Annotated in this window: 25 protein-coding genes; 3 read left to right on the top strand and 22 right to left on the bottom strand. The window is 62.2% G+C overall.

Annotated features, from left to right (window positions below):
* Positions 1 to 188: 188 nt before the first annotated feature.
* Positions 189 to 1,037, top strand: coding sequence for a response regulator transcription factor (locus tag GPA27_RS17035; RefSeq protein WP_231403503.1), 849 nt, complete (start codon positions 189 to 191; stop codon positions 1,035 to 1,037).
* Here GPA27_RS17035 and GPA27_RS17040 read toward each other — a convergent pair.
* The 8 genes from GPA27_RS17040 to GPA27_RS17075 all read right to left on the bottom strand — a co-directional run bounded on the left by GPA27_RS17040 (position 1,006) and on the right by GPA27_RS17075 (position 9,315).
* On the bottom strand, positions 1,006 to 1,941 hold the full coding sequence (locus tag GPA27_RS17040; RefSeq protein ID WP_232295875.1) for a sensor histidine kinase: 936 nt from the start codon (positions 1,939 to 1,941) through the stop codon (positions 1,006 to 1,008). The two genes, GPA27_RS17035 and GPA27_RS17040, sit on opposite strands and share 32 nt — an antisense overlap.
* Positions 1,942 to 1,982: 41 nt before the next feature.
* Positions 1,983 to 2,258, bottom strand: a complete 276-nt coding sequence (locus GPA27_RS17045; protein WP_009242076.1) for a YunC family protein — start codon at positions 2,256 to 2,258, stop codon at positions 1,983 to 1,985.
* A 32-nt stretch (positions 2,259 to 2,290) separates the two neighbouring features.
* Positions 2,291 to 3,145, bottom strand: a complete 855-nt coding sequence (locus GPA27_RS17050; protein ID WP_009242075.1) for a PAS domain-containing protein — start codon at positions 3,143 to 3,145, stop codon at positions 2,291 to 2,293.
* A gap of 90 nt (positions 3,146 to 3,235) precedes the next feature.
* On the bottom strand, positions 3,236 to 3,448 hold the full coding sequence (locus GPA27_RS17055; RefSeq protein WP_009242074.1) for a hypothetical protein: 213 nt from the start codon (positions 3,446 to 3,448) through the stop codon (positions 3,236 to 3,238).
* Between the two features lie 141 nt (positions 3,449 to 3,589).
* Complete coding sequence (gene mobF, locus GPA27_RS17060) at positions 3,590 to 6,466, bottom strand: MobF family relaxase (protein WP_232357563.1); 2,877 nt, start codon at positions 6,464 to 6,466, stop codon at positions 3,590 to 3,592.
* 5 nt (positions 6,467 to 6,471) lie between these two features.
* Positions 6,472 to 6,927: a protein-disulfide reductase DsbD N-terminal domain-containing protein gene (locus GPA27_RS17065; protein WP_009242072.1), complete on the bottom strand. Its 456-nt coding sequence runs from the start codon at positions 6,925 to 6,927 to the stop codon at positions 6,472 to 6,474.
* Between the two features lie 11 nt (positions 6,928 to 6,938).
* Positions 6,939 to 8,936, bottom strand: a complete 1,998-nt coding sequence (locus GPA27_RS17070; protein ID WP_009242071.1) for a type IV secretion system DNA-binding domain-containing protein — start codon at positions 8,934 to 8,936, stop codon at positions 6,939 to 6,941.
* A gap of 1 nt (position 8,937) precedes the next feature.
* Complete coding sequence (locus tag GPA27_RS17075; RefSeq protein WP_009242070.1) at positions 8,938 to 9,315, bottom strand: plasmid mobilization protein; 378 nt, start codon at positions 9,313 to 9,315, stop codon at positions 8,938 to 8,940.
* Between the two features lie 312 nt (positions 9,316 to 9,627).
* On the opposite strand from GPA27_RS17075, the gene GPA27_RS17080 reads away from it, so the two are divergent.
* Positions 9,628 to 9,948: a hypothetical protein gene (locus tag GPA27_RS17080; RefSeq protein ID WP_009242069.1), complete on the top strand. Its 321-nt coding sequence runs from the start codon at positions 9,628 to 9,630 to the stop codon at positions 9,946 to 9,948.
* Positions 9,949 to 10,540: 592 nt separating this feature from the next.
* On the top strand, positions 10,541 to 10,762 hold the full coding sequence (locus GPA27_RS17085) for a hypothetical protein (RefSeq protein ID WP_009242067.1): 222 nt from the start codon (positions 10,541 to 10,543) through the stop codon (positions 10,760 to 10,762).
* 634 nt (positions 10,763 to 11,396) lie between these two features.
* Here GPA27_RS17085 and GPA27_RS17090 read toward each other — a convergent pair.
* The 14 genes from GPA27_RS17090 to GPA27_RS17155 all read right to left on the bottom strand — a co-directional run bounded on the left by GPA27_RS17090 (position 11,397) and on the right by GPA27_RS17155 (position 20,735).
* The gene (locus GPA27_RS17090; protein ID WP_009242066.1) at positions 11,397 to 12,014 is read right to left on the bottom strand and encodes a recombinase family protein; all 618 of its coding nucleotides are present in this window, start codon (positions 12,012 to 12,014) and stop codon (positions 11,397 to 11,399) included.
* A gap of 7 nt (positions 12,015 to 12,021) precedes the next feature.
* A complete protein-coding gene (locus GPA27_RS17095) occupies positions 12,022 to 12,258 on the bottom strand; it encodes a hypothetical protein (RefSeq protein WP_009242065.1) in 237 nt (78 codons plus the stop codon).
* Between the two features lie 12 nt (positions 12,259 to 12,270).
* The gene (locus tag GPA27_RS17100; protein WP_009242064.1) at positions 12,271 to 12,597 is read right to left on the bottom strand and encodes a ParB N-terminal domain-containing protein; all 327 of its coding nucleotides are present in this window, start codon (positions 12,595 to 12,597) and stop codon (positions 12,271 to 12,273) included.
* A gap of 14 nt (positions 12,598 to 12,611) precedes the next feature.
* Entirely contained in the window at positions 12,612 to 12,941 is a 330-nt protein-coding gene (locus tag GPA27_RS17105; RefSeq protein WP_009242063.1) for a hypothetical protein, read from the bottom strand.
* 172 nt (positions 12,942 to 13,113) lie between these two features.
* Complete coding sequence (gene radC / locus GPA27_RS17110) at positions 13,114 to 13,608, bottom strand: RadC family protein (protein WP_009242062.1); 495 nt, start codon at positions 13,606 to 13,608, stop codon at positions 13,114 to 13,116.
* 554 nt (positions 13,609 to 14,162) lie between these two features.
* Positions 14,163 to 14,381 carry a hypothetical protein gene (locus tag GPA27_RS17115; protein ID WP_009242061.1) on the bottom strand — a complete coding sequence of 73 codons (219 nt, stop codon included), beginning with the start codon at positions 14,379 to 14,381 and terminating at the stop codon, positions 14,163 to 14,165.
* A 43-nt stretch (positions 14,382 to 14,424) separates the two neighbouring features.
* Positions 14,425 to 14,874 (bottom strand): hypothetical protein, encoded by a 450-nt coding sequence (locus GPA27_RS17120; RefSeq protein WP_009242060.1) that lies wholly within the window; start codon positions 14,872 to 14,874, stop codon positions 14,425 to 14,427.
* A gap of 13 nt (positions 14,875 to 14,887) precedes the next feature.
* A complete protein-coding gene (gene kleA / locus GPA27_RS17125) occupies positions 14,888 to 15,355 on the bottom strand; it encodes a stable inheritance protein KleA (protein ID WP_009242059.1) in 468 nt (155 codons plus the stop codon).
* A gap of 53 nt (positions 15,356 to 15,408) precedes the next feature.
* Positions 15,409 to 17,385 carry a DUF3560 domain-containing protein gene (locus GPA27_RS17130; RefSeq protein WP_009242058.1) on the bottom strand — a complete coding sequence of 659 codons (1,977 nt, stop codon included), beginning with the start codon at positions 17,383 to 17,385 and terminating at the stop codon, positions 15,409 to 15,411.
* Positions 17,386 to 18,486: 1,101 nt separating this feature from the next.
* Positions 18,487 to 18,717 carry a hypothetical protein gene (locus GPA27_RS17135; RefSeq protein WP_009242149.1) on the bottom strand — a complete coding sequence of 77 codons (231 nt, stop codon included), beginning with the start codon at positions 18,715 to 18,717 and terminating at the stop codon, positions 18,487 to 18,489.
* 107 nt (positions 18,718 to 18,824) lie between these two features.
* Positions 18,825 to 19,133, bottom strand: coding sequence for a hypothetical protein (locus tag GPA27_RS17140; RefSeq protein WP_009242150.1), 309 nt, complete (start codon positions 19,131 to 19,133; stop codon positions 18,825 to 18,827).
* A 69-nt stretch (positions 19,134 to 19,202) separates the two neighbouring features.
* Positions 19,203 to 20,030, bottom strand: coding sequence for a DUF932 domain-containing protein (locus GPA27_RS17145; protein ID WP_009242151.1), 828 nt, complete (start codon positions 20,028 to 20,030; stop codon positions 19,203 to 19,205).
* Between the two features lie 82 nt (positions 20,031 to 20,112).
* Positions 20,113 to 20,292 carry a hypothetical protein gene (locus GPA27_RS17150; RefSeq protein WP_009242152.1) on the bottom strand — a complete coding sequence of 60 codons (180 nt, stop codon included), beginning with the start codon at positions 20,290 to 20,292 and terminating at the stop codon, positions 20,113 to 20,115.
* A 2-nt stretch (positions 20,293 to 20,294) separates the two neighbouring features.
* Positions 20,295 to 20,735, bottom strand: coding sequence for a single-stranded DNA-binding protein (locus GPA27_RS17155; RefSeq protein WP_009242153.1), 441 nt, complete (start codon positions 20,733 to 20,735; stop codon positions 20,295 to 20,297).
* Between the last annotated feature and the right edge of the window lie 764 nt (positions 20,736 to 21,499).

The following is a 21,499-nucleotide window of genomic DNA, read 5'->3' on the forward strand; positions in this document are numbered from 1 at the left end:
TCGTGGGAGGTGGCGTTGAGGCACCCATCCGACAGCCCCGCTTTACCCGCCGAATCCAGCTTGCCAAAGGCATGAAATGCCCACGACAAGGGGCCAAATGATACCATGCAGGAGAAAAATAACTTCCTGTCAGCGGAAGCAATAGGTTAGTTCGCACGTATAATGCCGTCCCCCGAACGGTGCGGATCATGGCTAGATCAGCCGGGCGCGGTATATCGAATGCGGCTTTTCTGTCAAAATTCGGTTATTGCCTCGCCGGCGAGGGTGTTGCACCCACCGCCGATCTGCATGGCCGCTATCCGCCAAGCACGGCAGCGCCTGCCTGCATGGCCAACGAACTTCGGGATCAATACGATCCCAAACCAATAGGTGACGTTTTGGGAATAAAAGTATTTCTTGCGGACGATCACCGGCTGCTGGTAGCCGGTTTCCGCGATGTATTGAAGGACTACGGGATCGACGTAGTAGAGGTGGCCTACAGCCTGGATGGGCTGATCGACCGCTTCTTAGAGGTCAAGCCGGATGTCCTGGTGATCGACGTGCGCTTTGACAGCAAAGGCTGTGGTGAGAACGGGCTGGACGTGTGCGAGGAACTACTGGCCCGCGACCCCTCGGCCAAAATCATTGTCTTTAGCCAGTTTGACGACCAATACATCATCGAGCGTTCCTACAAGCTCGGCGTGCTGGCCTTTGTGCGCAAGGATGAAAGTACGGAAGTGCTCAACGAGGCGATCAACACGGTAGCCCAGGGCAAGGAATACTTTTCCCCCGAGATTGCCCGCCTACTCGCATGGTCGGCCGTCAAGGATCGGAACCCGAACCGGCTCCTGGATGAGAACGAAATGCGGGCCTTCAGCCTTGCAGCCGATGGCGCATCCATGACCGAAATTGCCACCGCGATGGACTTGTCCACCAAGACCATTGGCCACTTGATGAAGGGCGTAAAAGCCAAGCTAGGCGTTGAAAGCCAAGCTGACATCACCAAGCTGGCGATCCGTCACGGCATTACGACAACTGCCCTGAAAACGAAAAGCTGAGTTTCGTTCCCGGCCGCTTCTGGTTGGCAGGATCGGCCGCCTGTATTTTCAGCGCACCACCAAGCACCCGCACCCGCTCGCGCATGTCGATCAGTCCAATGCCGGCGTGCTCTCCATTGCGAGCCGTGGCTTTCATCCCCACCCCGTCATCGGTGATTTCCACCTTGTAGGTGTCTAGCGCCTTGTTGTGGTGGATGCTGACGCGCACCTGGGCAGCTTTGGAGTGCTTGATGGCATTGAAAATCGCTTCCCGGATGATCTTGTAGGCGCTGATAGCCGATGCCTCTGGCATCGCAGGCCGCTTTGGTAGATCGTGCTCCAGCGTGATGGCCGGCTTTTCGGAAATGTTCGTGTAGTGGGCCACCAGCGACTCCAAGGCCGCAGTGAAGCCGATGGAGTCGATCACCTCGATTCGCGTGTTCTTGATGATGTCGCGCATTTCGGCATAGGCATCATTCAGCATTCCCGAGGCATTACCCAGCAGCTCGGCGGCCCGCCCATTCCCAGCCACCAGCGGCTCAAGCTGCTTCAGTACGTTGCGCGTGAGCAGGAGCTGGGGATTCACCTCGTCGTGCAGACGGCGTGCAAGGGTGCGCCGTTCCTCGTCAATGCGCCGGTTCGATTCAGCCAGGACACGGCGGGTTTCTTCGTGAGAAACGTCCACGCGCTCCATCCCATAGCGGACGGTGATGTAGAGCACGTAGAGAAAAAACACAAGCATCAGGCCAGCGGCGATGTGCGAAATCATGTTGGCCCGGTTCATGAGCGGCAGCGCCAGGATCATCAGCGCCGCCCATACCCACAGGAAATACTTGGCCGCCTGGTTGCCGCGCAGAGCCAGCACCATACTGACCAAAAAGACGGTCAGCAGAAAAGCGCAGCTCGTATAGAAGATGACTTCCACTTGAATGGCCTTGCTCCAATCTCCAGGCGGCACGGTCTAAATCACCGCATCTTGTTCAGTGCGTCTTGGCCAGACTCACCCACTTGGATGCCCAGCTCAACCGCTTTGTTCGAGGTGGCTACCACCTTGGCCTTGCGCATGTCGTCAAAGGTATTCACCCCGGTGACGATGGCGCAAACCTCGCCGGTCTTGTTGCAGGTTTCCACATTGATATAACCGCAACCGAGAATCCCCTTGGGGGCCTTCATTACCAGTAGCGGCCGCGCCAGATCGAATTGCAGCAGCTCCAGGTGCTCTTGAATGGCTCCAGCGTCCATAGTCATTTCCTTTACAGAGAGGGTTGAGAAAATCAGTTCTTACGCTTGCTGTTCTGGATCATTTCGTTAATGGCGTCATTGGCGATGGTAGCCTTGAAGGTATCAACAAAATGCTCGATATATTCCGGGTGTTTCTTGTCCATTTTCGATATGTCGATATTGATGCAGATGAATCCGATCAAGCCGTACACATCGTGAAAAATCGGGATCGTGGTGGACTTCACCGCGCGTCCGTCTTTCAGGGTGAGGTCGTAGCTCACAAACGAAGCACCACGCCCCTGGCCCTGCCCTTCGCCATAGCTGTAGTTCTTGATGAGCTGGATACCGAAGTTGGTATTCGTGTCGCCCAGCCTGCGGCCGGAAATGGGGTTCTGCACAGCCACAATCGAGCGCAGCGGGTTGCGCGTGTCGTGCAAGACGATCTCTACCGGCGTGCCCGCGAACGTCTGGCCAATGCCGTTCACGATGTCCGCATAGGACTGGAAGATGCGATCCTTCTCCCGATCCACCTCCGACAGCGCCACATAGTCGGGCTGCTGGGTCAGCATGAGGTACTTGGCCTTGGTCGGCCCGTCCAGCAACAGGGTGACGTTGTTGGAGTTGCCCAGGTAGATCAAATCCGCCACGGCGCGCGGCGAGGGATGCTGAGAGAGGTAGTTGACCGCCTTCACGAACAATTCCCGATCCAGGTATAGCGCCCCGGTGTCATCGGCGCGGATCGGGTAGAAGTCGTCGTAGGCGGCCAGTGCTTTACCGGGCAGAACCCTAAGATCAGGGGAAGGCGGGGCACGAAAGCCCAGCACATAAATGCTGATGGCTGCGATCAGTACGCCCGGCACAAAAACCGAAGCCAGACGTTTCCAGTTGATCGTTGAAATAATAGACACGCGCGCCTCTCCCTGAATCCACCGATGAACCTCACATGATATTCGGGTTCTCGGCACCCCGGCAAACAGGGCGAGGCGTCTATGGCGCGGTCACTTTTTCCGTTTCTTCAGGTCGGTCTCGATGAGTCCCGAAATATAGGTGTTGGCAGGTATTTTCAGATCGTCGCACAAGTCCATCATGCGCTCGTGCAGCTCGGGGTCCATCCGCAGGGATACCGTTCGGCGGTCGCCATAATTGCGAGTTCTACGGCGTTTAGTTCCCTGCCCATCGGCCGACATCTCGGCGTCCTTTGGGTCGGTCATGGCTTGTTCTTTAGCATAGTCAAAGGTTCATCACACAAGTCTAAGCCGACTTGCCTACTGGCGAAAGGCAGAACCAGCCGCCAACTTTCGCGCGCGAAAGTTGGTTAAGGCCAGCGCGCGTAAGTTGACATTTTATAGGGATTACCGTTGAACGTCACCGTTTCGCTGCGGCGACACCGGGCGTTCTCCCGCCTTGTCGGCCGTGATTGCCGTGGCCCGTTCGTGTTGCCGGAGCGTTTCCACCGCACTGGTCTTGTCTTGCTTCGCCGCCACCGCCTTGGCCGCCACCGCCTTGTCGTTGGTGTAGATGCGCAGCTCATGCGAGGCGCGCGTGGCCCCGACATAGAAGCTCCGATCCCCGAAGACCTTGGCCATGTTCTCCAGCGCCCGCTCCTGCTTCTTCTCGCTCTCGGTCTGAGGCGCTCGGATGTGGAAGATGGCCCGGTGCTGAGTCGCGCCCTGGGAGGCGTGAACCGTCTGCGCGTAGGCATGATCCCAATGCTTGTTGCGAGAGAGATCCACTTGGTGCAGTGACACATCCTTGCCTTGCTTCAGCTCCAGCGTCACCTTGTCCCCAGCCACAGCCGTGACGCGCGCCACCTCGCCGTTTTTGAACTCGCCTTCGTTTCGGGTGATACGGATCAGGTCGCCCTTGGCCAGCTCGCGGGTGTCGCGGTCGTACACCTCGATTTTGTTGTGCTTCTTCGGCTGCCATGCGATCACAGAGCCGTCTTCCTTCTGGAGCACCACAGTGCCATTGGGGGCATCCACGGCCGACACGCGCATGTATTCGCCCTTCTTGGCGTCGATCTGCTGGTAGTCCCGCCCGAAGCGCACCACGTCGCCGGCCTTGTAGTATTGCGCCTCCTTCTGCATGGCCCGCGTCCACCCCTTCGAGGTGTAGATTTCGCGTGTGTCCTCGGAGCGCGACAGTTCGCCCTGTTCCTTCAGCCCCTCGCGCACGCCGGCATTGATGGCCCGCCTGTCTTCGTTATAGGCGGTAATGACGATGGTGCGCTCCCGCTCGGCCTTGTCGAGCTTCAAGATGTCCTGCACAACGGCCGCCACCAGGCGGCCCTTGTCGTCCTCGGACTTCTCGGGGATTTCCCGGATCATCCCAGCCTTGTCCATGTACTCGAAGGCCCGTGCGTTGTTGGCCAGCTCCACTTGGGTGAGACGCTGCCCGTCCCCCAGGTTGTCGCGGCCGGTGATGATGTCCACGGCTTGCTTCAGGTCGGCGGTCTTCTGGCGGTTGATTTCGGTCATGTAGGCGGTTTCCATGCCGTCCCGCTGGGCCAGCTCGAAGGGCTTGCCGGCCTCTACACCCTGCAACTGGAGCGTGTCGCCCAGGTACACCACCTTGGCCCCGGCCTTTTCGGCCATGTGGTCGAGCTGGGCCTTCTGGCGCTGCGACAGGAAGGACGATTCATCCACGATCCAGACTTCCGCCTTGCGCTGGAAGTCGGGTGCGTACTGCTTGGCAAACTCGATGTCCTTCTGTAGCTGCCGCTCCTTGATCTGGAACATCGAGACGGTATCAGTAGCAATACCTGTCTCCCTAGCCAGCACCTTGCTGGCCGCCCCGGTCGGAGCCATGCCGCGCACCGTGTAGCCCTGCTCCTGCGCCATTTCGCGCACGCCTTTGAGCATAGTGGTCTTACCCGTCCCGGCAAGGCCCTGCACCGCCACGTAACGATCTTCAGTGGTCAGTACCTTGCTGATGGCCTCCTTCTGGCCTTCGCTGTATTTGAAGCCCTGCCGGCCCTCGGCCTGCGCGATCCGCGCTGCCACCGCTTCCGGCTCCATCATCTTCGGCGTCTGGCCCTTCTGTGCGCGCACTTGGTCGAGTGCCCACATTTCGCTGCCCAGCATCTTCTTGGTCGTGTAGTTGCCGTCAGGCAAGGCCACCAGATCACCATCCTTCTCCAGCTTGTCGAAGGCCCGCTTCACCTCCGATGCCGATACGCGCCCTGCCCCGTGCTCGATGGCCGCCGCCATGAGGTCGTTCTTGGATACCACGGCCTCGCGCTCGATCAGGTGTGCGGCCGCAAAGGACATCGCCTCGCGCCCGGTGAGCTTGTCAGCGCGCACCACACCACCTTGCGCCCGTTGCGCGTCGGCCTTGGCCTGGATGGCGTCGAAGTCGATCCCGATGTCTTTGGCTCGTTCCTTCCAGCTCCCGATCAAGGCTTCATGATCCACGTCCACCTTGCGCGCTCTGGTCTTCAGCGTGGCGTCTTCCTTCTGCTGCGCGCTGGCATCGTCGATGTCCACGCCCTTGGCTTTCAGCGCCGCCTCTATTTCTGCCCGGCGCTGGCTGAAGTGCTCGATCTGCTCGCGGGTGATACCGGCAATCTCGAAGTTGCCTTTCTCGTCGGTGCGGCGAATGTCGTAGCCCAGCGCCTGGAGCCGGTCGGCCAGCTCGGACGTGTAGATGGCCCCGATAACGCGCTGGGCGTTGTAGATTTCTTCATTCGTCAGGGAGCGCCACTGCCCATCCTCCCGCTTGGTGGCGTTCATGATGACGGCGTGCGTATGCGTCTGCGGGTCGAGGTCGCGGCTTGTGTTATGCCGGAACATGGCCACAGTCACGTTGCCGGTCTGTACCGCTTCGGTCTTCCCGTCCACGGTTTGCCGCGTCCTGGCCAGCTCGGTTTCGATGTGGCTGAGTGCCTTCTTGACGGCCGCCTCATGCGCCTCCCGCACGTCCCGCTTGCCGTACACCTCGGCCATGAGAGAAACACTCTTGGGCGCGGAAAACGTCATGTCGGTGCCCGGCCGGTGCTCGCGTTCCTTCTCGCCGGTTTCCTCGTTCTTGACCCACTTGCCCAGCTCTTGGCCATCCACCTTTCCGTTCAACACCTCGAAGAAGGCTTGACGATCAATCTTGCCGGAAAGCCCAAGGTGTTCGGCCCCCTTGCCGAACCACTCGGAATGCTCCAAGCCCTCGTCCTGGGTGTAGTAGTTGTCAGCGGAAAAGTAGTGCAGTGCCTGCCCGGCGCTGCCCACGTTGTTCATGCTAATCATCCCTGTCTTCCTCCCATTGCCGGCACGCTGAAAGCCTTGGTGATCGGTGCATAGCACACCCCCACAATCGCCGCGCAGCCCTGTGCCGTAGCCACCAGTTTGACGGCCTGATTGCCCCCAGCCAAGCGCACGCGCACCGCCACCCGCTCGGTGTAGTAGCGCATGTTCTGGCCCATCGCCTTGTCGAACTTTTCAAGCGGTGGCGGCAGCTCAACGCCGGCCACCGTCACGGCTGGGTTGTCCGTTTTGAAGCTGAAACGGTCGCGGTACAGGTGATAGCCCGGTGCGATGATGTACTCCAGCTCCACCACTCGCGCATCCACCCGGCGAGCCGACACCCGGAAGGCTTCATCAGGTTGCAGCAAGTCCGGCTCGGCCTGCACGGAAACGCAAAAAGCCGCCAAGCAGGCGGCCGCGACGGAATGTAGAAATGCCCGTCTCTGAGTTTTCATTCGGTATCCTCCTATAGCGCATCCGCCAGCGGGTTGGGCTTCTTGCCCTGGCCGGCTGATTTCGCATCTGCATCATCTTTCGCGCGCGAAACCTTCTCGGCTGGCTTGATGATTTCGCCGGTTGCCTTGTCGATCACATCGCCATTTTCGTTGCGCATAACCTCCACCGTAGCCGGCGCGTCCATATCGTCGTCATCCAACATGTCGCCTTGCTCCGGCGCGGCCGGCTGCTGAACTTCAGCGGCGGACGGAGCGGGTGCCGGCGCTGCGGCCGCCGTGGTCGGCTTGAAGCTGATCGCAAAGCCGTCGCGCTCGATGAAGCCGTTGGCCTGTTTCTCTGTCGGCACGTAACCATACTTGACGCGGGCAATGGGATAGTCGCCCGGAACCAGCAGATAGCCGGTCATATCGGGCAACGTCAAAATCTCCGATGTCAGCACAAGGTCGCGCATCTGTCGGCGCGCCATCACGCTCACGCCGTCACGCTGCGAGCTGAGGCCGTAGCTCAATGTTTCATCCTTTTCATCCACCTCGGCCTGTCCCATCAATTCGGCCAACAGCTTCGCCGCAGCTCCATCCGTCACACGCAGCAGCAGCTTCGTTTGGCACCCGGAAATGATCGTCTTGGCCAGATCGTGCCCGTAGATTTCGTAGAGCTGGCTGAAGTCCTGCACGCCCAGCACCATGCACAAACCGTACTTCCGTGTGTTCGTCAGAGCCAGCTTCAGGATGTCGAGTTTTTGGAGTGTCGGCAGCTCGTCAATGCAAAACCAAAGCCGCTCGCGGTGGATCGGCTCCAAGTCAAGCACGGCCTTGATTGCCGTGTCGATCCACAACGACAGAACGGGCTTCAATGCCTCGCGCATCGCTTCCCGTGCTGTGATGAACATCCATGAATCGCCTTCTTCATGTACCCATTTTCGGATGGAGAACGATTCGCCCTCATCTGGCAAAAACCGGAAGGCTTCAAGCTGGTTCTGAACAGTCATCTTGAGTGACATCCCCGTGCGCTCGGTCGTGGGATCAACATAGGTTGCGCCCGCTGTCCCCTGCAACAATGCGTGCATGGCGTCCAGGTTGCTCTTGGCGATAGCGTTGTAGAGGTCGCGGTTCGTGCGGCGGCCCTCGCGCCCCAATACTGCAATCACGTCCTTTAGCACCATCCGGCCCGCAAGCGCCCAAAATGGATCGGACTCGGCCGGATCGGGGATCAGGCCGTTCGCCATGTTGTCGAAGTGGTAGTCCTTGGCGATTTCGTTCCAGATGTTCCAGTTCGGGCTTCTGGAGTCCAGCGGGTTCATCAGGATGTCTTTGCCTTCACGGTAGAACGCCTGGGTGAACTCGCCGGTCGGGTCATACACGATCATCCGCTTGCCACGCGCCCGCACCTGTTTCATGAGTGCGAAAAACTGCTGTGACTTACCCGTACCCTGCGCGCCGGCAAACAGCGTATGCAGCGTCTCTGACTTCACGCGCATGGGCACGCCCGCAATCTCATAAGGGCTTGCCTCGTCGCGGTGTCGGATCAGTCGCGCAAGCTCCTTTCCTTCCACCAGCTTGGCCCCGCGCAGTTGGTTGTCCTGCATCCGTTCACGGCCATAGCCCCACCAGTACAAAGAGATCAGAAACACCACACCGATGGAAGTCAGCAAGCCGAACATGCCGCCGTTGCGCAGCTTTCGCCAAGCATCTTCGGCCATGTCGTCGGTCAGCAAGGCAACCTCGGAAACTTCCATCTTGCGCAGCTCGCCGTTGACGTTCAGCTCCATCTTTCCGGCCGTCATGTAGAGCGCATCCCGCGTGTGCGCCAAGACGTTCCGCTCCAGCGCGTACTTTTCGTCTGCGGTAGTCGCATTCCAGAAGTACGCCGTCGTGACTGCCAGACCGGCCAAGATGGAAATCAGCACAACCGTCCAGATGGCCACCACGAACAGCCTGGCTTGGTGCATCCACAACTCGGCCCCACGGGAGAAGCTACCGGCGCTTCCCTTTTCCTCTCTCTTTGCCATTTCAGCCTCCTTTCACTCGCTTGAGCTTTGCCTTCGCCTTGTTCTGCGCTTCGTACAACTGCTGCACGTCACGCGCCTCAACAATCGCCGCCAGCATGTACTCCGCAGTGAAGACCGAAAGCCACAGTTCATCGGGAATCTCGACCTTTCCGCCACCCTGCCCGCCAGCGCGGATTTCATCGAGAAGGCGGCGCAGCCGCTGCTCGATGTCTTGCACGTTTTCTGCGATCACGCCCTGCACCAGCGTTTGGCGCAAAAACTCGGAAATGCTGATTCCGTGCTCGTTTGCCTTGGTTCGATAGAACCCCGCCGTGTCCTCATCGAGTCGGATGTTGAACCGCTCGGTTGGGCCTTTCCCTGTTCCTTTCGCTCTCGGCATTTTCCTTTACTCCATAAGGGTTTAGGCCATTATAGCATTTTCGGTGTCGCCGCGTTGTCTTTTCGGTGTCGCCACGCTAAAAGGCGCGCCACAGCGCGGCTTTTAGCACCGGCAACCATGTTGCGTGGTGTGTGACCGTTCTTCCGGGGCGCGGGGCTTGCCCTGCGAGCTGGAAGAACGGTGCCGTTCTCTCCCCCAGGCCCTAGTGGAAGAAAACCGCGCATTTGGTAAAATGCAGCCGATCAGGGACGCAGCACGTCCCGCCAGATCAGGCAGGTTTTCCACTAGAACCCACAACGCGAGGTAAGAGCCATGAGTAGTGAAACGACGAATCCGAAGTCAGGCCGCAAGGCCAAGACGCTGGATGAAGAAATCGCAGCACAACGCGAGAAGCTGCGGAAGCTGGAGGAACGACAGCGAGAGCAGCAGCGCAAGGAACGCGAGCGCAACCAGAAGGCAGTGATGGAACTCATCAAGACGGAACGGCTTGATGCGGTTCCATCTGATCTTTGGCGCGAAGCGATGCCAAAGATCAAGGCCCTTCTGGTAGTCGATGCAGCGAAACCGGCAGAGCCGGTGACGCCTGTTCAGACTGCGCCTGAAGTAGCAGCGACGGCCGAGGCCAGCCAGTGAGCGTTTTCCACAAATCCACAGGCCCCGGTGCCCTCGACCGGGGATACCCAAATATCCCAAAGGGAGAGGGTCGCGCCCGGTTTTCCACAAGAGACTTCTTGTGGAAAACTGGAAAAGCGCGAGGGCCTGTGGGGCTTGTGGGAAACGCGGCGGTTGCAGGAGAGACGGCCCGGAGTCCAGAGGCGCGCCTTTGGTCGGCTCCCCTCACGGGGAGACGAAACGGGTGGGGTTGGTTTTTGACTCACCCAGGGGCAGAAGGCTGCAAGCAGCGGACGAGCGTTTTCCACAAATCCACAGGCCCCGTAGCCGTTGCCCGCGATACCTCAATATCGCAAGAGGCAACGGTCGCGCCCGCTTTTCCACAAGAAACCTCTTGTGGGAAAGCGGATCAGCGCGAGGGCCTGTGGAGCTTGTGGGAAACGCGGCGGTTGATAGTGGCACGGTCTAGCGCCCGGAGGGCGCAAGCGAAAGGGATGTGCAAGGCTGCGCAGCAGTCCCCGCAACGCGGGGATGAGCGCGAATGCGCGAACCTGGAGCAGCCCGGTCGGCCCGCAAAGCGGGACGATTCGCCCAACAACGGACGGTGAAGACGATGGAGCAAAGCATCGGGAGCCAGGAGCTATACCAGCACCTGAAGACCCACGGACGCGCGGAAATTGACGGCTGGGCGATTAACGCGGACGGTGCGGAAATTTGGCTCACGAACCCCTACGGCATCGACGTGGGGTTCTACGCAAACAACGCGGAAGGATGCGCCGGCATCCTGGAGCGCATTTCAACTGACGATCACGAAAGGGAATGGGGCACGCTGTAGTGCAGCCATTCAGAATTCAAGGCAACCGACACACGCCACGGAACGGGCGCGGTTGCGTGACAAGGAAAGGCGAAGGCGACGGACGAAGGAAGTCGCCCTCGCCTTTCGCACTTTCCGGCCCTGCGTGACGCGGCACAAGCGCGGAACGAAACAGCAGGACGGAAAGCGGGAGAAGGCGCAAGGCGAACCGCTGCGAAGCAAGGGAAGCCGTATTGCGCCTCCCCGACTTTCGCGTGCGAAAGTTGTACAAAACCGGCAGCGGAGCGGACGGGCCGGGACGGCCGCCGAATGGCGGCAGCGGGAACCGAGACGGCCCGGCGACACGAAGCAGAATGGCAACGGTAGCAGCCTACGGGGCGAGAAGTGGAAAGCCTAGAAGCGATAGCGAATAGGCGATCACCAACTGCGAGCCAGGCCGCGCATTGCGTGGCCTGCGTCTTTCGCGGCGATCCAGATCAAGAGCCGCGAGAAAGGCATACGGCAAGGATGGTGGTCGGCCGAAGGCTGGCCACCATCGAGCCAGTGCAAGCGGAGAGGTTGCGGCCTGAGTTCCGGCGAAGCTGGAACGAAAGACCGGCAAGGAAGCGGAGCGGGAAAACCGGATTGGCACGGTTGGGCCGAAGGGCCAGCCGTGTCAATCCGGCGCTTTTTTGGGGAAGTGCCGCGCAAGGAACTTGCGCATGGTTTTCTCGGTGACGCCAAAGTATTTGGCGAGCTTCGGCGTCGTCAAACCGAGGGCGTGCAGCTCCCCTACTTTGTCGCGTTGAGGGTCGAGCTTGAGGCGGCCGGTGCTGCCTTTGCGCCGGCCGCCGATTCGGCCCTCAAGGCGAGCACGCTGCAAGCCTTCACGGGTGCGCGCACGGGTGAATTCCACCTCGATCATGGAGGCCATAGCGAAAGCGGCGGCCTGAATTTGAGCATTCAGGCTACCGTCCATGACGGTGCCGTTCTTCGTGATGATGATGGTGACGCCGCGCTCGGCGGCAGTCTCCAGAATCGAAAAGACTTGTCCGGGAGACCCGCCCAAGCGGGTGAATTCGGAAGTTAAAAGCAAGTCACCACGCTGGGCCTGCTCCGTTAGGAGCGAGCCCAGCGCGCGTTCCCGCCAGGGAACAGAGCGACTTGCCGTTTCTTCAACGACAACGAGCGGGGCGTAGCCGCGCGAGTTGGCGAAATCCAGCAGGCCAAGCCGCTGGTTCGCCACGTCTTGCGAGTCGCGCGAGACTCGCAAGTATGCGAAGTAACGAGGCACGGCAGATTCACGCGGAGAACATGAGTTTGTAGGCGAGAGGGAAAGCGGCCAGGACGCCCACAATCGGGCACAGGCGGCGGCAGAATGCCGCGCCGGTCTTGGACTGGATGCTGCGAGCGAGAGCGAAGCCCAGCAGCCAGCCAAGGCCCCAGCCGGCGACAAGCACCAGGAGCGCAAAGAAGGTGTTGCGGCTGAAATAGTCGAGGGATGCGGACATCACTCGGTCGGCGGTTTTGTCATCCATGAAGGGCTCCGATCAGTAGACGCAAACGGAGCTGGCCAGCAGGTCAGCGAGTTTGCGGGCTTTGGTGGTCTTGGGCATGGATTGGCCAAAGTCGGTGATCGCGTCCACCAGGACGCGGCACTCGGCTTTGGTCAGTCGCACGCAGGGAATGGGATAGGTAGCGCCATTGCGGAATCGACTGGCCAGCGCCGGCACGGCGCGCAGCCGGCGATTCTCGCAATGCACGGCATCGAGCACGTCGGCCACGGCCACCATGTCGCCGGCTTTGCCGGTGAACATGTGGTCGGCTTGGGCGTGGTCGCCGTCCGAAGTCAGCAGCGCGAAGATGTCGAGCGCCATGATGGGCCGGCGCGTCAGCGGGCGCGCGGAGCGCGCAGCGCGGTGGCCATCAATGGCTCCACAAAGCGCAGCAATGCGCTTTGCTCGTCCACGGTGAAACCGCTGGTCAGGCTGTGCTCGATCAGCTCCAGTGCGGCCTCCTTGTACTCGATGGGGAGAGCACTGAGCATGGCCAGACTGAAAAGGTAGTCCGGGTGCGCGGCGGAAGCGGCGCACTGGAGCAGGATCAGCGCGGCCTCGTTAGACGGGTTTTTTTCGATCAGGTGAAGGGTTGCCCTCACCGGCTCGGGAAAGTCGCTCAAAACGGCTGTATTCGCGCCGTAGATCGGGCGATGCTCGCTCATAAGGGCCTCACGGTAGTTATTTGTCCAGAAAGGGCGAATTTTACCGGATTCGACGGTAATTAAAAGGTACGTTTTAATGCCGCTTTTTCCGGCAGGAAAAACGGTCGTTAAAACTACCGGGCAAAACGCCCCGGAGGGGCGTTTGCCGGGTTTTTCACCCGGCTGGCAGCGGCTACAGCAGGCCGCGTTGAGCGAAGGACACGGACGCCCCGCCGGCGACGATGACGTGATCCAGCACGCGCACGTCCACCAGGGCGAGCGCATCCTTCAGCACTTTGGTCAGGTTCTCATCGGCGCGTGACGGCTCGGGCACCCCGGAGGGGTGGTTGTGCGCGAAGATGACGGCGGCGGCGTTCAGGCGCAGCGAGGTCTTCACCACCTCGCGCGGGTACACGCTGGTCTGCGTCAGCGTGCCCCGGAACAGCTCGATGTACTCGATGACGCGGTTCTGTGCGTCCAGGAAGATGGCCGCGAACACTTCATGCTCCAAGCTCCCAAGGCGCAGCGAGAAGAAGGCGCTGGCGTCAGCCGGCGCGGAAATCAGGCCGTTGCGCATCACCTTTTCGTCAAGGATGGCCAAGGCGGCCTCGATGACTTGGCCGGCGCTGGCCAGTTGAAACTGGCCGTTGTCGTCAATGGTGAAAAGGTCGATGTGCGAAGCAGTCATGTCATGGACTCCAGGAAGTGGGCGGGATTGCCTACTTCCTCTGGATCGGTTCGCAGCGCAGCGGTCAAGGGTGAAACGGCCAGCGGCCGCAAGCGCCCGCCAGGGCGCGCAGCCCTTGACGGCGAGAACGAACTGATACCCTTGGAAGTGACAGGCAACCCCACCCTCTGCACACCACGGACGCCTTTGTGCAGTTGTCTAGCTTTCGCGCGCGAAAGCTCACTTCAGGCCGACAGGCCAGCGCCCGGAGGGCGCAAGCGAAAGGGATGTGCAAGGCTGCGCAGCAGTCCCCGAAGGGGATGAGCGCGAATGCGCGAACCTGGAGCAGCCCGGTCGGCCCGCAACGCGGGACGATTCGCCCGGCAGGATTTCAGGGGTTAGAGGAAGCCAGGGAGAGAGAGGAACACGGGGAAGGAGAAGATCGACCCAGCCAGCAGCAGCGACACAAGGAAGGACGCCGGCAGGACGGCGCGCGCAGCGCGCAGGCTTGCCGGCCCAGCCAGCAGGGCGAAGCCCTGCCCTTCCAGCCCGGCGCAGCCGGGCTTGTCGCCGGCCTACCGCTCCACCTGGGGAGCGGTCGCGGCTACGGCCGCCCTGCCCGCCTCCATAGCAGCATCGGCCCGCTTGTCCAGCAGGGCGCACAGGAAGGCGGCATCGTTGGCCACGTCCACCGGGTCACGGGTCAGCGCGGAGCGCAGCGCGTCTTTCATCCAGTGGGAGGCGGCGGGATCGGCTAAAACTTCGTCAATAGTCGGGACATGGGCGCGGGGCATAGTAGGTGCTCCAGTTGCGGCCGCCACCGGGCGGCCGCGCGTTTCAAAAAAGGGCCAGTTGCGGGGGTTCCGCCTCGGCCAGCTCGGTTTTCACGTCCTCCAGCTCAAGCGTCAGCTTGACCAGAATGGACAGGTCATAGGAAATGTGGGCGTCCTTCAGGCGCAGCGCCGTGCGCAGCGCGCCCAGCGGGTTGTTACCGCTGGAAATGCACACGTCGTAAGCGGACAGGGCCGCTAGGCCCTGCTCGCGGTAGCGCGTATATGTGGCGATGTCGCGCTGTAGCTCGGCCTCGTACTGCTCGATTTTCAGGGCCAGGTACTCGGCCCGGTCGGCCGGGGCCTTCGGGACGCGGTGCCCTAGATGGGGATCGAGGCTTTGCCAGTTGGCGCGGATGCCCACCTTCTCGGCCTCGGGGAATTCCGCGATCAGGGCCGCGACAGCGGCCGGATCGACGGCGGCCACCAGTGCGGCGGCCTGCTCCTGTATAGACATCGGCCGCCCTCCCCTAGCCTTCCAAGCGGGTCAGCAGCGGGACAGCGCCGTAATTCCACCAGTCGAAAACCCGGTGCAGCGTGGCGCGCTGTTCTTCCTCGGTCGCGGTGCTGAAAAGGTTGTGCTGCCGGATCACGCGGCCAGCGTGGAAGGCTTGCAGCACCTCCAGCGGGGACGGGGCACCATCGAGGGCGCGCAGCGCCTCGCGCAGCTCGCCGTCTTTCACGAAGCCAGGCGGGAACGGCTGGCCACGGTCGGCGGCTGCGGTCGCGGCCTGCTCGATGTCGTGCAGTGTCCATTGCTTCATGATTCGATCCAGCAGGGCGGCGCGGCCCTCACGGACTCCCGCGCGCAGCGCGGCCGCTTGTTTTTCCAGTTCCTCGGCGCTGGCCAGCTTGGCGGCCAGCTTGTTGCGCTCGTTGCGGATCGGGTCGCCCACTTCCGGCAGCAGGTCAACCCAAGGCATGAATTTCGGTTGCATGGCTCGTACTCCTTGAGAGGCCCCGGCGAAGCCGGGGCGCGTGCGTTGGTGGGTTAGGCGGTCAGGGTGAAAAGGGCGGTATTTACGGCGGTGCCGGATTCCGCGAAGGTATCGGGGGGCAGGTTCTCCCATTCGCCGCCGTGCTGCTCCACCAGCGGGCGGAGCTGGTCATTCTGGCGGGGGCCGTTGGCGCAGATCGCCACCAGCTTGCCGCCCGGCTTCAGGAAGCGCAGCGCGTGGCGGATGTGCTTGATGTCGTCGGCGTTGGCAAAGGGGGGATTCATCAGAATGCGGTCGAACGATCCCCACAGGGTTTCGGGCGTGCATTGCAGGAAATCACCGATCACCACGGCGCGGCGGTCTGCATCGAGGCGGCCGCCCAAGGCCGCGTTAATCTCCACGGCCACCACTTCGCAGCCCTCGGGCAACTGCTCCAGAATCCGGCCGGTGCCGGCGCTCGGCTCCAGCACGCGCATTCCCGGCTCGATGTCGGCCAGCTCAACCATGCGCGCGGCCAGATCGGCCGGGGTCGGGAAAAGTTGCGGGACGCTCACAACCTGCACGCCGGCTTTGAGCTGGTCGCGCATGGCTTGGAAGTCCTCGGCCATCGCGGCGCGGTTGTCGGTGCTCTCGGTGCTGGCCGGGGCCTGCTCGGCCGTCACCGGGGCCGGGGCCACGGGTTCGCGCTCGAATTTCACCGGCTCGGCCGCCTCGGGCGCGGGCTTGTCCACGCGCTTGGCGTCGGTGATGTAAACCTGCACGATCCGATAGCCGCTATTGGCCAAAAAGGCGGTGCGGTAGCGGTACGCGCCATGCTCGGCCGTGGCTTGCGCGGTGCGGGTGCCCTTGTAATCGGTGGGCTTGCGCTTGTATTCCTCGGCGGTCATTTCGATGAAGCCTTCACCGGGGAAATTCACCAGCGGCGGCAGCTTGGCGGCCTTCTTGACCTTGGCGGCGTCTTCCTCGGTCGGCGCGCGGTAGTCCTTGATTTCCTCAATGCCACGCACGCGCACATAACGGGCGTTCGTGGTCACGCTGTTGATCTGGCCGCCCTTCTTATTGACGCGCATCACCACCAGCCATTCACCATCAACCAGGACACGGCCGCCCGGCTGGATGTCGAAACCCTCGGCCTTCAAACCGCCTTGCTCGTCCAGCATGGCGCGCTCGTAGGCAATCCGGTTTTCATAGTGGGCAATCCAGCGGTCACAGTGGGCAACCGTGGCCGGGTAGGTCTTCTTGGCGGCCTCGATCACTTCGGCCAGGGTGCGCGGCGCGTAGAGGTTCGGATGCGAGCCGTTCAAGGCGTCGTAAGCGGTCGGGGTGTGGCTCCAGTCTTCGCGGTCGCCTTCCTTGCGCGGCAAGTGCAGCCAGCACATGCCAGCGATGCGCAGGGCCACGGCCTTTTGCAGCTCGGCGTCTTGCTCGGCCTCGCATTCAAGCCACAGCTTCAGCCACATTTCGGCCTCTTGCTTGCTGCGCTCCTGTTTGCGCTTGTCGGCCTCCAGCCCCTTGATGCGGCGATGACGGACGGCGGGCAGCTCCTTGTATTTCGCATGACGCAGGGCACCGGCTGCGCGCTGCTTCCAGTATTCGGAGGTTTCCCACATCTGCACGGCGCGGCGCATCCCATTTTCCATGCGCTCGGCGTCCTTGCGGGCCTTGCGTTCGCTGTGATGGCCCACAAGGATGGGTTGCCCGAACTCGAACCGCTGCCCGATGGCCTGCACGGCGTTGCGCGCTGCGCTGGCGTCATGGGCGCGCTTGTCGCTGTAGTCCTCGAAGCGGTCGGCGCGTTCCTCGGCGCGCTCAACTAGGCCCGTGTCCTCGTCGCCAATCTCGCCGCACAGTTCCATCAGGAGGTCTTCGCGGGCCGGCGTCCACATGGGGGCCACGAAAAGCTCTTGACGGGGTGCCCACTTGAAGCCGGCCGCCTTCACGCGCTCATAAGTCGCGCTGTCCAGTCGTGAGGACGGGTAAAGGCGCAGCTTGTTGTCTTCGGGGGAATAGGTGGCGGTCAGCGTTTGCATGGTCGTTTTCCTTATGCGGAGGGTTGAAGATGGTCTAAGCGGCTGGGGTCTGGTCTGCTCACCGTCACCCCTGCCGGGGCATCGCCTCATCACTGAAGCAATGCCTATATTCTACCCGTCAAACTATTGACCGTCAATAGTTTGTGAGAGAAAAAAGCCTGATTTTTCGCGGGTTCCCGGCTTGTGTTTCTTCGGGGTTCAGGCAAGCTACCTTGGAGCCTCGGGGCGGGGTTTGGGGGCCGGAACAGGCCCCCAAGGTGTTGCAGTTGCTCTTGCCCCGCAGGGGCACAAGCTCCCCTGCTCCCCGTCGATTACCCACATGGCCAGCGGAGCGCGGGGCCGGCTTTTGCATCCCACCATCTACCTCGTCGCCTCGGCGTCCAGGGGCACGCAGGACGGGCGCGGTCAAGGGAGAAACCGGAGGCCGCACGCGGAGCGCAGCCCGAAGGGCGAGCACCGAACGGGTGAGGATTTCAGGGCGCAGCCCGGCCCTTGACCGGAGAAGCCCGGCCGGAGGGCACCATGACGACGAATAAAGGCGCGAGGTAGTGGTGGGGTGCGGCCCCGCGCGTAGCGGATTCAGCGCACCAGCGCCGGCACACCACGGATCAGATCCACAGCCCGAACTTTCGCGCGCGAAAGTTCCTCGGTGCGGCCTTCAGGCCGGGCAAGCGGAGCGCGCAGCGCCGGCACGGCGCGGAGGCGTCAGGGATTGACGCCCGAAGGGGCGAGACGCCGCAGGCGGCTCGATGCGCAGCACGAAAGCCCGGCCCCGCAGGGGAGACGCCCTAACGACGGCGGGAATCCTGGTGCAACAGGTCATAGACGCCCTGCCCTTCGCTGTGCTGGCAATACTGGCACCAGCGGAGCATCCCCGCAGCCGTGGCCCGCCATTGCGTCATGCCGCGCTTTGCACACGCCGGGCAAAGCCCACGTTTCGGCTTCCGGGAACCGAAGCCCTGGCCAGCTCTCACGCCCACGGCGCGCACCCGGAAAAGGGCCATGCAGGGACGGCGTAGCCGTGCCGGCCAAGCCCAGCAGGATGCCGCGCGGCGGGGCGCAGCCCCAAGAGCGCCCGCCCGCGCAGGCGGGCGGTGGTCATCAGCATTGCCAGTTGGCACGGAAGCCGCGCCAGTCGCGGGCCACAAAGCCGGTGGCCGATTCGAGCGCGGCGGCCAGGGCCTCGGCGCGCGCATGGGACGAGTGGCGGCGGATCGCGGCCGCGAACTCGGCCAGGGTCAGGCGGGAACCCCAGCGCACCAAGTAGCCCCATGCGGCGATAGCGTGGCGGATCAGTTCGTTGGTGGCAGTGTCGGTAGCGGTCTTGCTCATGGTCATGTCCTTGGGTTGGATGGTCGAGGGTGAGGCTGACGCGCGGGCCTGCTCGCCCTGGTGCGCGTCAGCCGGGTGCAGCGCCGGCCAGCGGCCGGCGCTCCGATTTAGGCGGCGGCCTCCAGCTCGGGCACGGCGCGGGATTCATCCAGGCGCAAGCGGGATTCGGGAACCGGGAACCACGGGCAATCCCAGTCCAGCAGATAGCGCGCGCCGTTCGCGTACTGGCCGCACGGCGAAGCCGGGCGCTGATAGAAGCCGGTGACACGCAAGGGAAACTCAATGCCTGCCGGGTTCGTGTAAATCACTGGATCGCCGGCTTTGAACCGCAAGGGCTGGCCGTTCTCGGGTGCATAGGGCTTTTGCGCGTCGTGCTGGGCGGTGACTTCCTCGGCCCATTCGTGGTGGCTGCTCATGGTGTCGTCCTTCGTGTAGTGGTGGGAGGGAGGCCCGGCCGCGCGTCCAGCGTGGCCGGGCGGCTCGGGTTAGCCCTTCAGGCGGCGCATTTCCTCGGCCAGCACCCACAAGGCGCGGTTCAGCTTAACGCTCTGGTCGATGCCGTTGACCGGGCGCGTCGTGGTGGTGCGGCCGCTGCGGTTGCGGCCGCGCAGTCCGCCCTTCATCATGTTTTCCTGCACGCGGTTGAAGGTCGTCCACATATCGTCGCGGCGATCCTCGAAGCGGCGCGGGGCCAGGATTTGGGATTCAGTCACGGGCACAGCCCCGCTGTCCTGGTCGTCGTACTTCAGGGCCAGTGCAGCGCGGGCAAAGGCGGCCTGCTCGCCCTGGTTGAGCGTGAGCACCTGCATGGCCTCGCGCTGGGTGGTGGCTTCCTCGAAGCTGTCCAGCACCTTGAAAGCGCCTTCGATCACATCGCCCACCACGTCGCCGTTATGGCGCACGCGGATGTCGCTGGTTGTCTCGCCGCATACCATGCCGTTAGAGCACACAAAGCGGAACATGCCGGCCAGCATCTGGTAGCTGCTGGTGCCGTCGTGGCTGTTCAGCAGGATGATTTCATTCGCCTCGCGGCCGGCGATCTGGTCGGCGTGGCGCAGGCGGATCATGTGCTTGGTGTGCTCGCGCTTTTCCTCGTTGCGCACGCGGGTCTGGCAAACCATGAAGGGCTGGAAACCCTCTTTGCGCAGGCCGTTCAGAACGTCAATGGTCGGGATATAGGTGTAACGCGCGGAGCGGCTTTCGTGGGCGGCCTCGGCAAAAATCGAGGGGGCCACGGCGCGGATTTGGTCATCCGACAGGGGCATGTCGGCGCGGATACCGGAAGCATTGCGGAAGCGGCTTGCGAGTTGCATGGTCATTTCTCCAGTGAGTTGATGATGGTCTAGGGATCAAAGGGCCGATAAGCCCGGCCTGCTCGCCGGGCCTGTCGGTTGTTCAGGTCTGCGGCGCGGATTCGCGCAACATCCCTTGAATCTTGGCTTGGAGGTCTTCCAAGCGGGCCACCGCCTCGGCGGTGCCTTCTTCGTTCGGGCAGTAGTCTTTTTTGTCGTCGATGAGGTTTTTCACTGCATATTCCAGATCGAAAAGCTCATCACGGGTAAAGCTGCTGGCCATGATTAGCGGCGGCCTTGACCGGCTTGCTCGGTGCTGTCGTAGTCGCGCATCCAGTCGTCGTGCTCGGCGTTGCCGGGGCCTTGCTGCTGCTGGCCAGCGTCACCGCCTGCACGGTTGCCGCTGGGACGGCCCAGGTACTGCACGCGCTCGGCCTCGAAGTTGAAACCGCCCTTGCGTTCGGCCTGCTTGTACCAGCTACGAATCCGGCCCATCACCGCCACGGTGGAACCCTTCTTCAGAAACTTGGCGTCGTTCTCGGCTTGCTTGCCGTAGGTCGTCACCGGGATGAAGTCGGTTTCTTCGTGCTTCTTGCCGTCGCGGTCGAAATAGACGTTATCCACGGCGACAGTGAAGGTCACGGAAGGCGTGCCGCTGGGCGTGTAGCGCAATTCCACGTCCTTGGTCACGTTGCCCACGATGGTGAAAGTGTTGATGCTGGCCATGATCGAAGCTCCTTTTTTGCTCGGTTGATGGTGGTCTTTGCTGCCTGGTGCAGAACCGTTCTTTGTTCCTACACCATGAGTCATATTGTACCATAAAACTATTGACCGTCAATAGTTTGTGAGAGAGAAAAGCCTGATTTTTCGCGGGTTCCCGGCTTGTGTTTCTTCGGGGTTCAGGCAAGCTACCTTGGAGCCTCGGGGCGGGGTTTGGGGGCCGGAACAGGCCCCCAAGGTGTTGCAGTTGCTCTTGCCCCGCAGGGGCACAAGCTCCCCTGCTCCCCGTCGATTACCCACATGGCCAGCGGAGCGCGGGGCCGGCTTTTGCATCCCACCATCTACCTCGTCGCCTCGGCGTCCAGGGGCACGCAGGACGGGCGCGGTCAAGGGAGAAACCGGAGGCCGCACGCGGAGCGCAGCCCGAAGGGCGAGCACCGAACGGGTGAGGATTTCAGGGCGCAGCCCGGCCCTTGACCGGAGAAGCCCGGCCGGAGGGCACCATGACGACGAATAAAGGCGCGAGGTAGTGGTGGGGTGCGGCCCCGCGCGTAGCGGATTCAGCGCACCAGCGCCGGCACACCACGGATCAGATCCACAGCCTGAACTTTCGCGCGCGAAAGTTCCTCGGTGCGGCCTTCAGGCCGGGCAAGCGGAGCGCGCAGCGCCGGCACGGCGCGGAGGCGTCAGGGATTGACGCCCGAAGGGGCGAGACGCCGCAGGCGGCTCGATGCGCAGCACGAAAGCCCGGCCCCGCAGGGGAGACGCCC

The sequence above is a fragment of the Aromatoleum toluolicum genome (assembly GCF_012911005.2).
Taxonomy (GTDB): domain Bacteria; phylum Pseudomonadota; class Gammaproteobacteria; order Burkholderiales; family Rhodocyclaceae; genus Aromatoleum; species Aromatoleum toluolicum.

What these genes read in the sequence shown, in the direction of transcription:
- GPA27_RS17070 (WP_009242071.1), bottom strand. Translation starts at nt 8,936, where the DNA reads ATGGCAAAGAGAGAGGAAAAGGGAAGCGCCGGTAGCTTCTCCCGTGGG.
- GPA27_RS17075 (WP_009242070.1), bottom strand. Translation starts at nt 9,315, where the DNA reads ATGCCGAGAGCGAAAGGAACAGGGAAAGGCCCAACCGAGCGGTTCAAC.
- GPA27_RS17045 (WP_009242076.1), bottom strand. Translation starts at nt 2,258, where the DNA reads ATGGACGCTGGAGCCATTCAAGAGCACCTGGAGCTGCTGCAATTCGAT.
- GPA27_RS17080 (WP_009242069.1), top strand. Translation starts at nt 9,628, where the DNA reads ATGAGTAGTGAAACGACGAATCCGAAGTCAGGCCGCAAGGCCAAGACG.
- GPA27_RS17095 (WP_009242065.1), bottom strand. Translation starts at nt 12,258, where the DNA reads ATGGATGACAAAACCGCCGACCGAGTGATGTCCGCATCCCTCGACTAT.
- mobF (WP_232357563.1), bottom strand. Translation starts at nt 6,466, where the DNA reads ATGAACAACGTGGGCAGCGCCGGGCAGGCACTGCACTACTTTTCCGCT.
- GPA27_RS17120 (WP_009242060.1), bottom strand. Translation starts at nt 14,874, where the DNA reads ATGTCTATACAGGAGCAGGCCGCCGCACTGGTGGCCGCCGTCGATCCG.
- GPA27_RS17155 (WP_009242153.1), bottom strand. Translation starts at nt 20,735, where the DNA reads ATGGCCAGCATCAACACTTTCACCATCGTGGGCAACGTGACCAAGGAC.
- GPA27_RS17100 (WP_009242064.1), bottom strand. Translation starts at nt 12,597, where the DNA reads ATGGCGCTCGACATCTTCGCGCTGCTGACTTCGGACGGCGACCACGCC.
- GPA27_RS17035 (WP_231403503.1), top strand. Translation starts at nt 189, where the DNA reads ATGGCTAGATCAGCCGGGCGCGGTATATCGAATGCGGCTTTTCTGTCA.
- GPA27_RS17105 (WP_009242063.1), bottom strand. Translation starts at nt 12,941, where the DNA reads ATGAGCGAGCATCGCCCGATCTACGGCGCGAATACAGCCGTTTTGAGC.
- GPA27_RS17140 (WP_009242150.1), bottom strand. Translation starts at nt 19,133, where the DNA reads ATGAGCAGCCACCACGAATGGGCCGAGGAAGTCACCGCCCAGCACGAC.
- GPA27_RS17055 (WP_009242074.1), bottom strand. Translation starts at nt 3,448, where the DNA reads ATGACCGACCCAAAGGACGCCGAGATGTCGGCCGATGGGCAGGGAACT.
- GPA27_RS17130 (WP_009242058.1), bottom strand. Translation starts at nt 17,385, where the DNA reads ATGCAAACGCTGACCGCCACCTATTCCCCCGAAGACAACAAGCTGCGC.
- GPA27_RS17085 (WP_009242067.1), top strand. Translation starts at nt 10,541, where the DNA reads ATGGAGCAAAGCATCGGGAGCCAGGAGCTATACCAGCACCTGAAGACC.
- GPA27_RS17145 (WP_009242151.1), bottom strand. Translation starts at nt 20,030, where the DNA reads ATGCAACTCGCAAGCCGCTTCCGCAATGCTTCCGGTATCCGCGCCGAC.
- kleA (WP_009242059.1), bottom strand. Translation starts at nt 15,355, where the DNA reads ATGCAACCGAAATTCATGCCTTGGGTTGACCTGCTGCCGGAAGTGGGC.
- radC (WP_009242062.1), bottom strand. Translation starts at nt 13,608, where the DNA reads ATGACTGCTTCGCACATCGACCTTTTCACCATTGACGACAACGGCCAG.
- GPA27_RS17135 (WP_009242149.1), bottom strand. Translation starts at nt 18,717, where the DNA reads ATGAGCAAGACCGCTACCGACACTGCCACCAACGAACTGATCCGCCAC.
- GPA27_RS17115 (WP_009242061.1), bottom strand. Translation starts at nt 14,381, where the DNA reads ATGCCCCGCGCCCATGTCCCGACTATTGACGAAGTTTTAGCCGATCCC.
- GPA27_RS17065 (WP_009242072.1), bottom strand. Translation starts at nt 6,927, where the DNA reads ATGAAAACTCAGAGACGGGCATTTCTACATTCCGTCGCGGCCGCCTGC.
- GPA27_RS17150 (WP_009242152.1), bottom strand. Translation starts at nt 20,292, where the DNA reads ATGGCCAGCAGCTTTACCCGTGATGAGCTTTTCGATCTGGAATATGCA.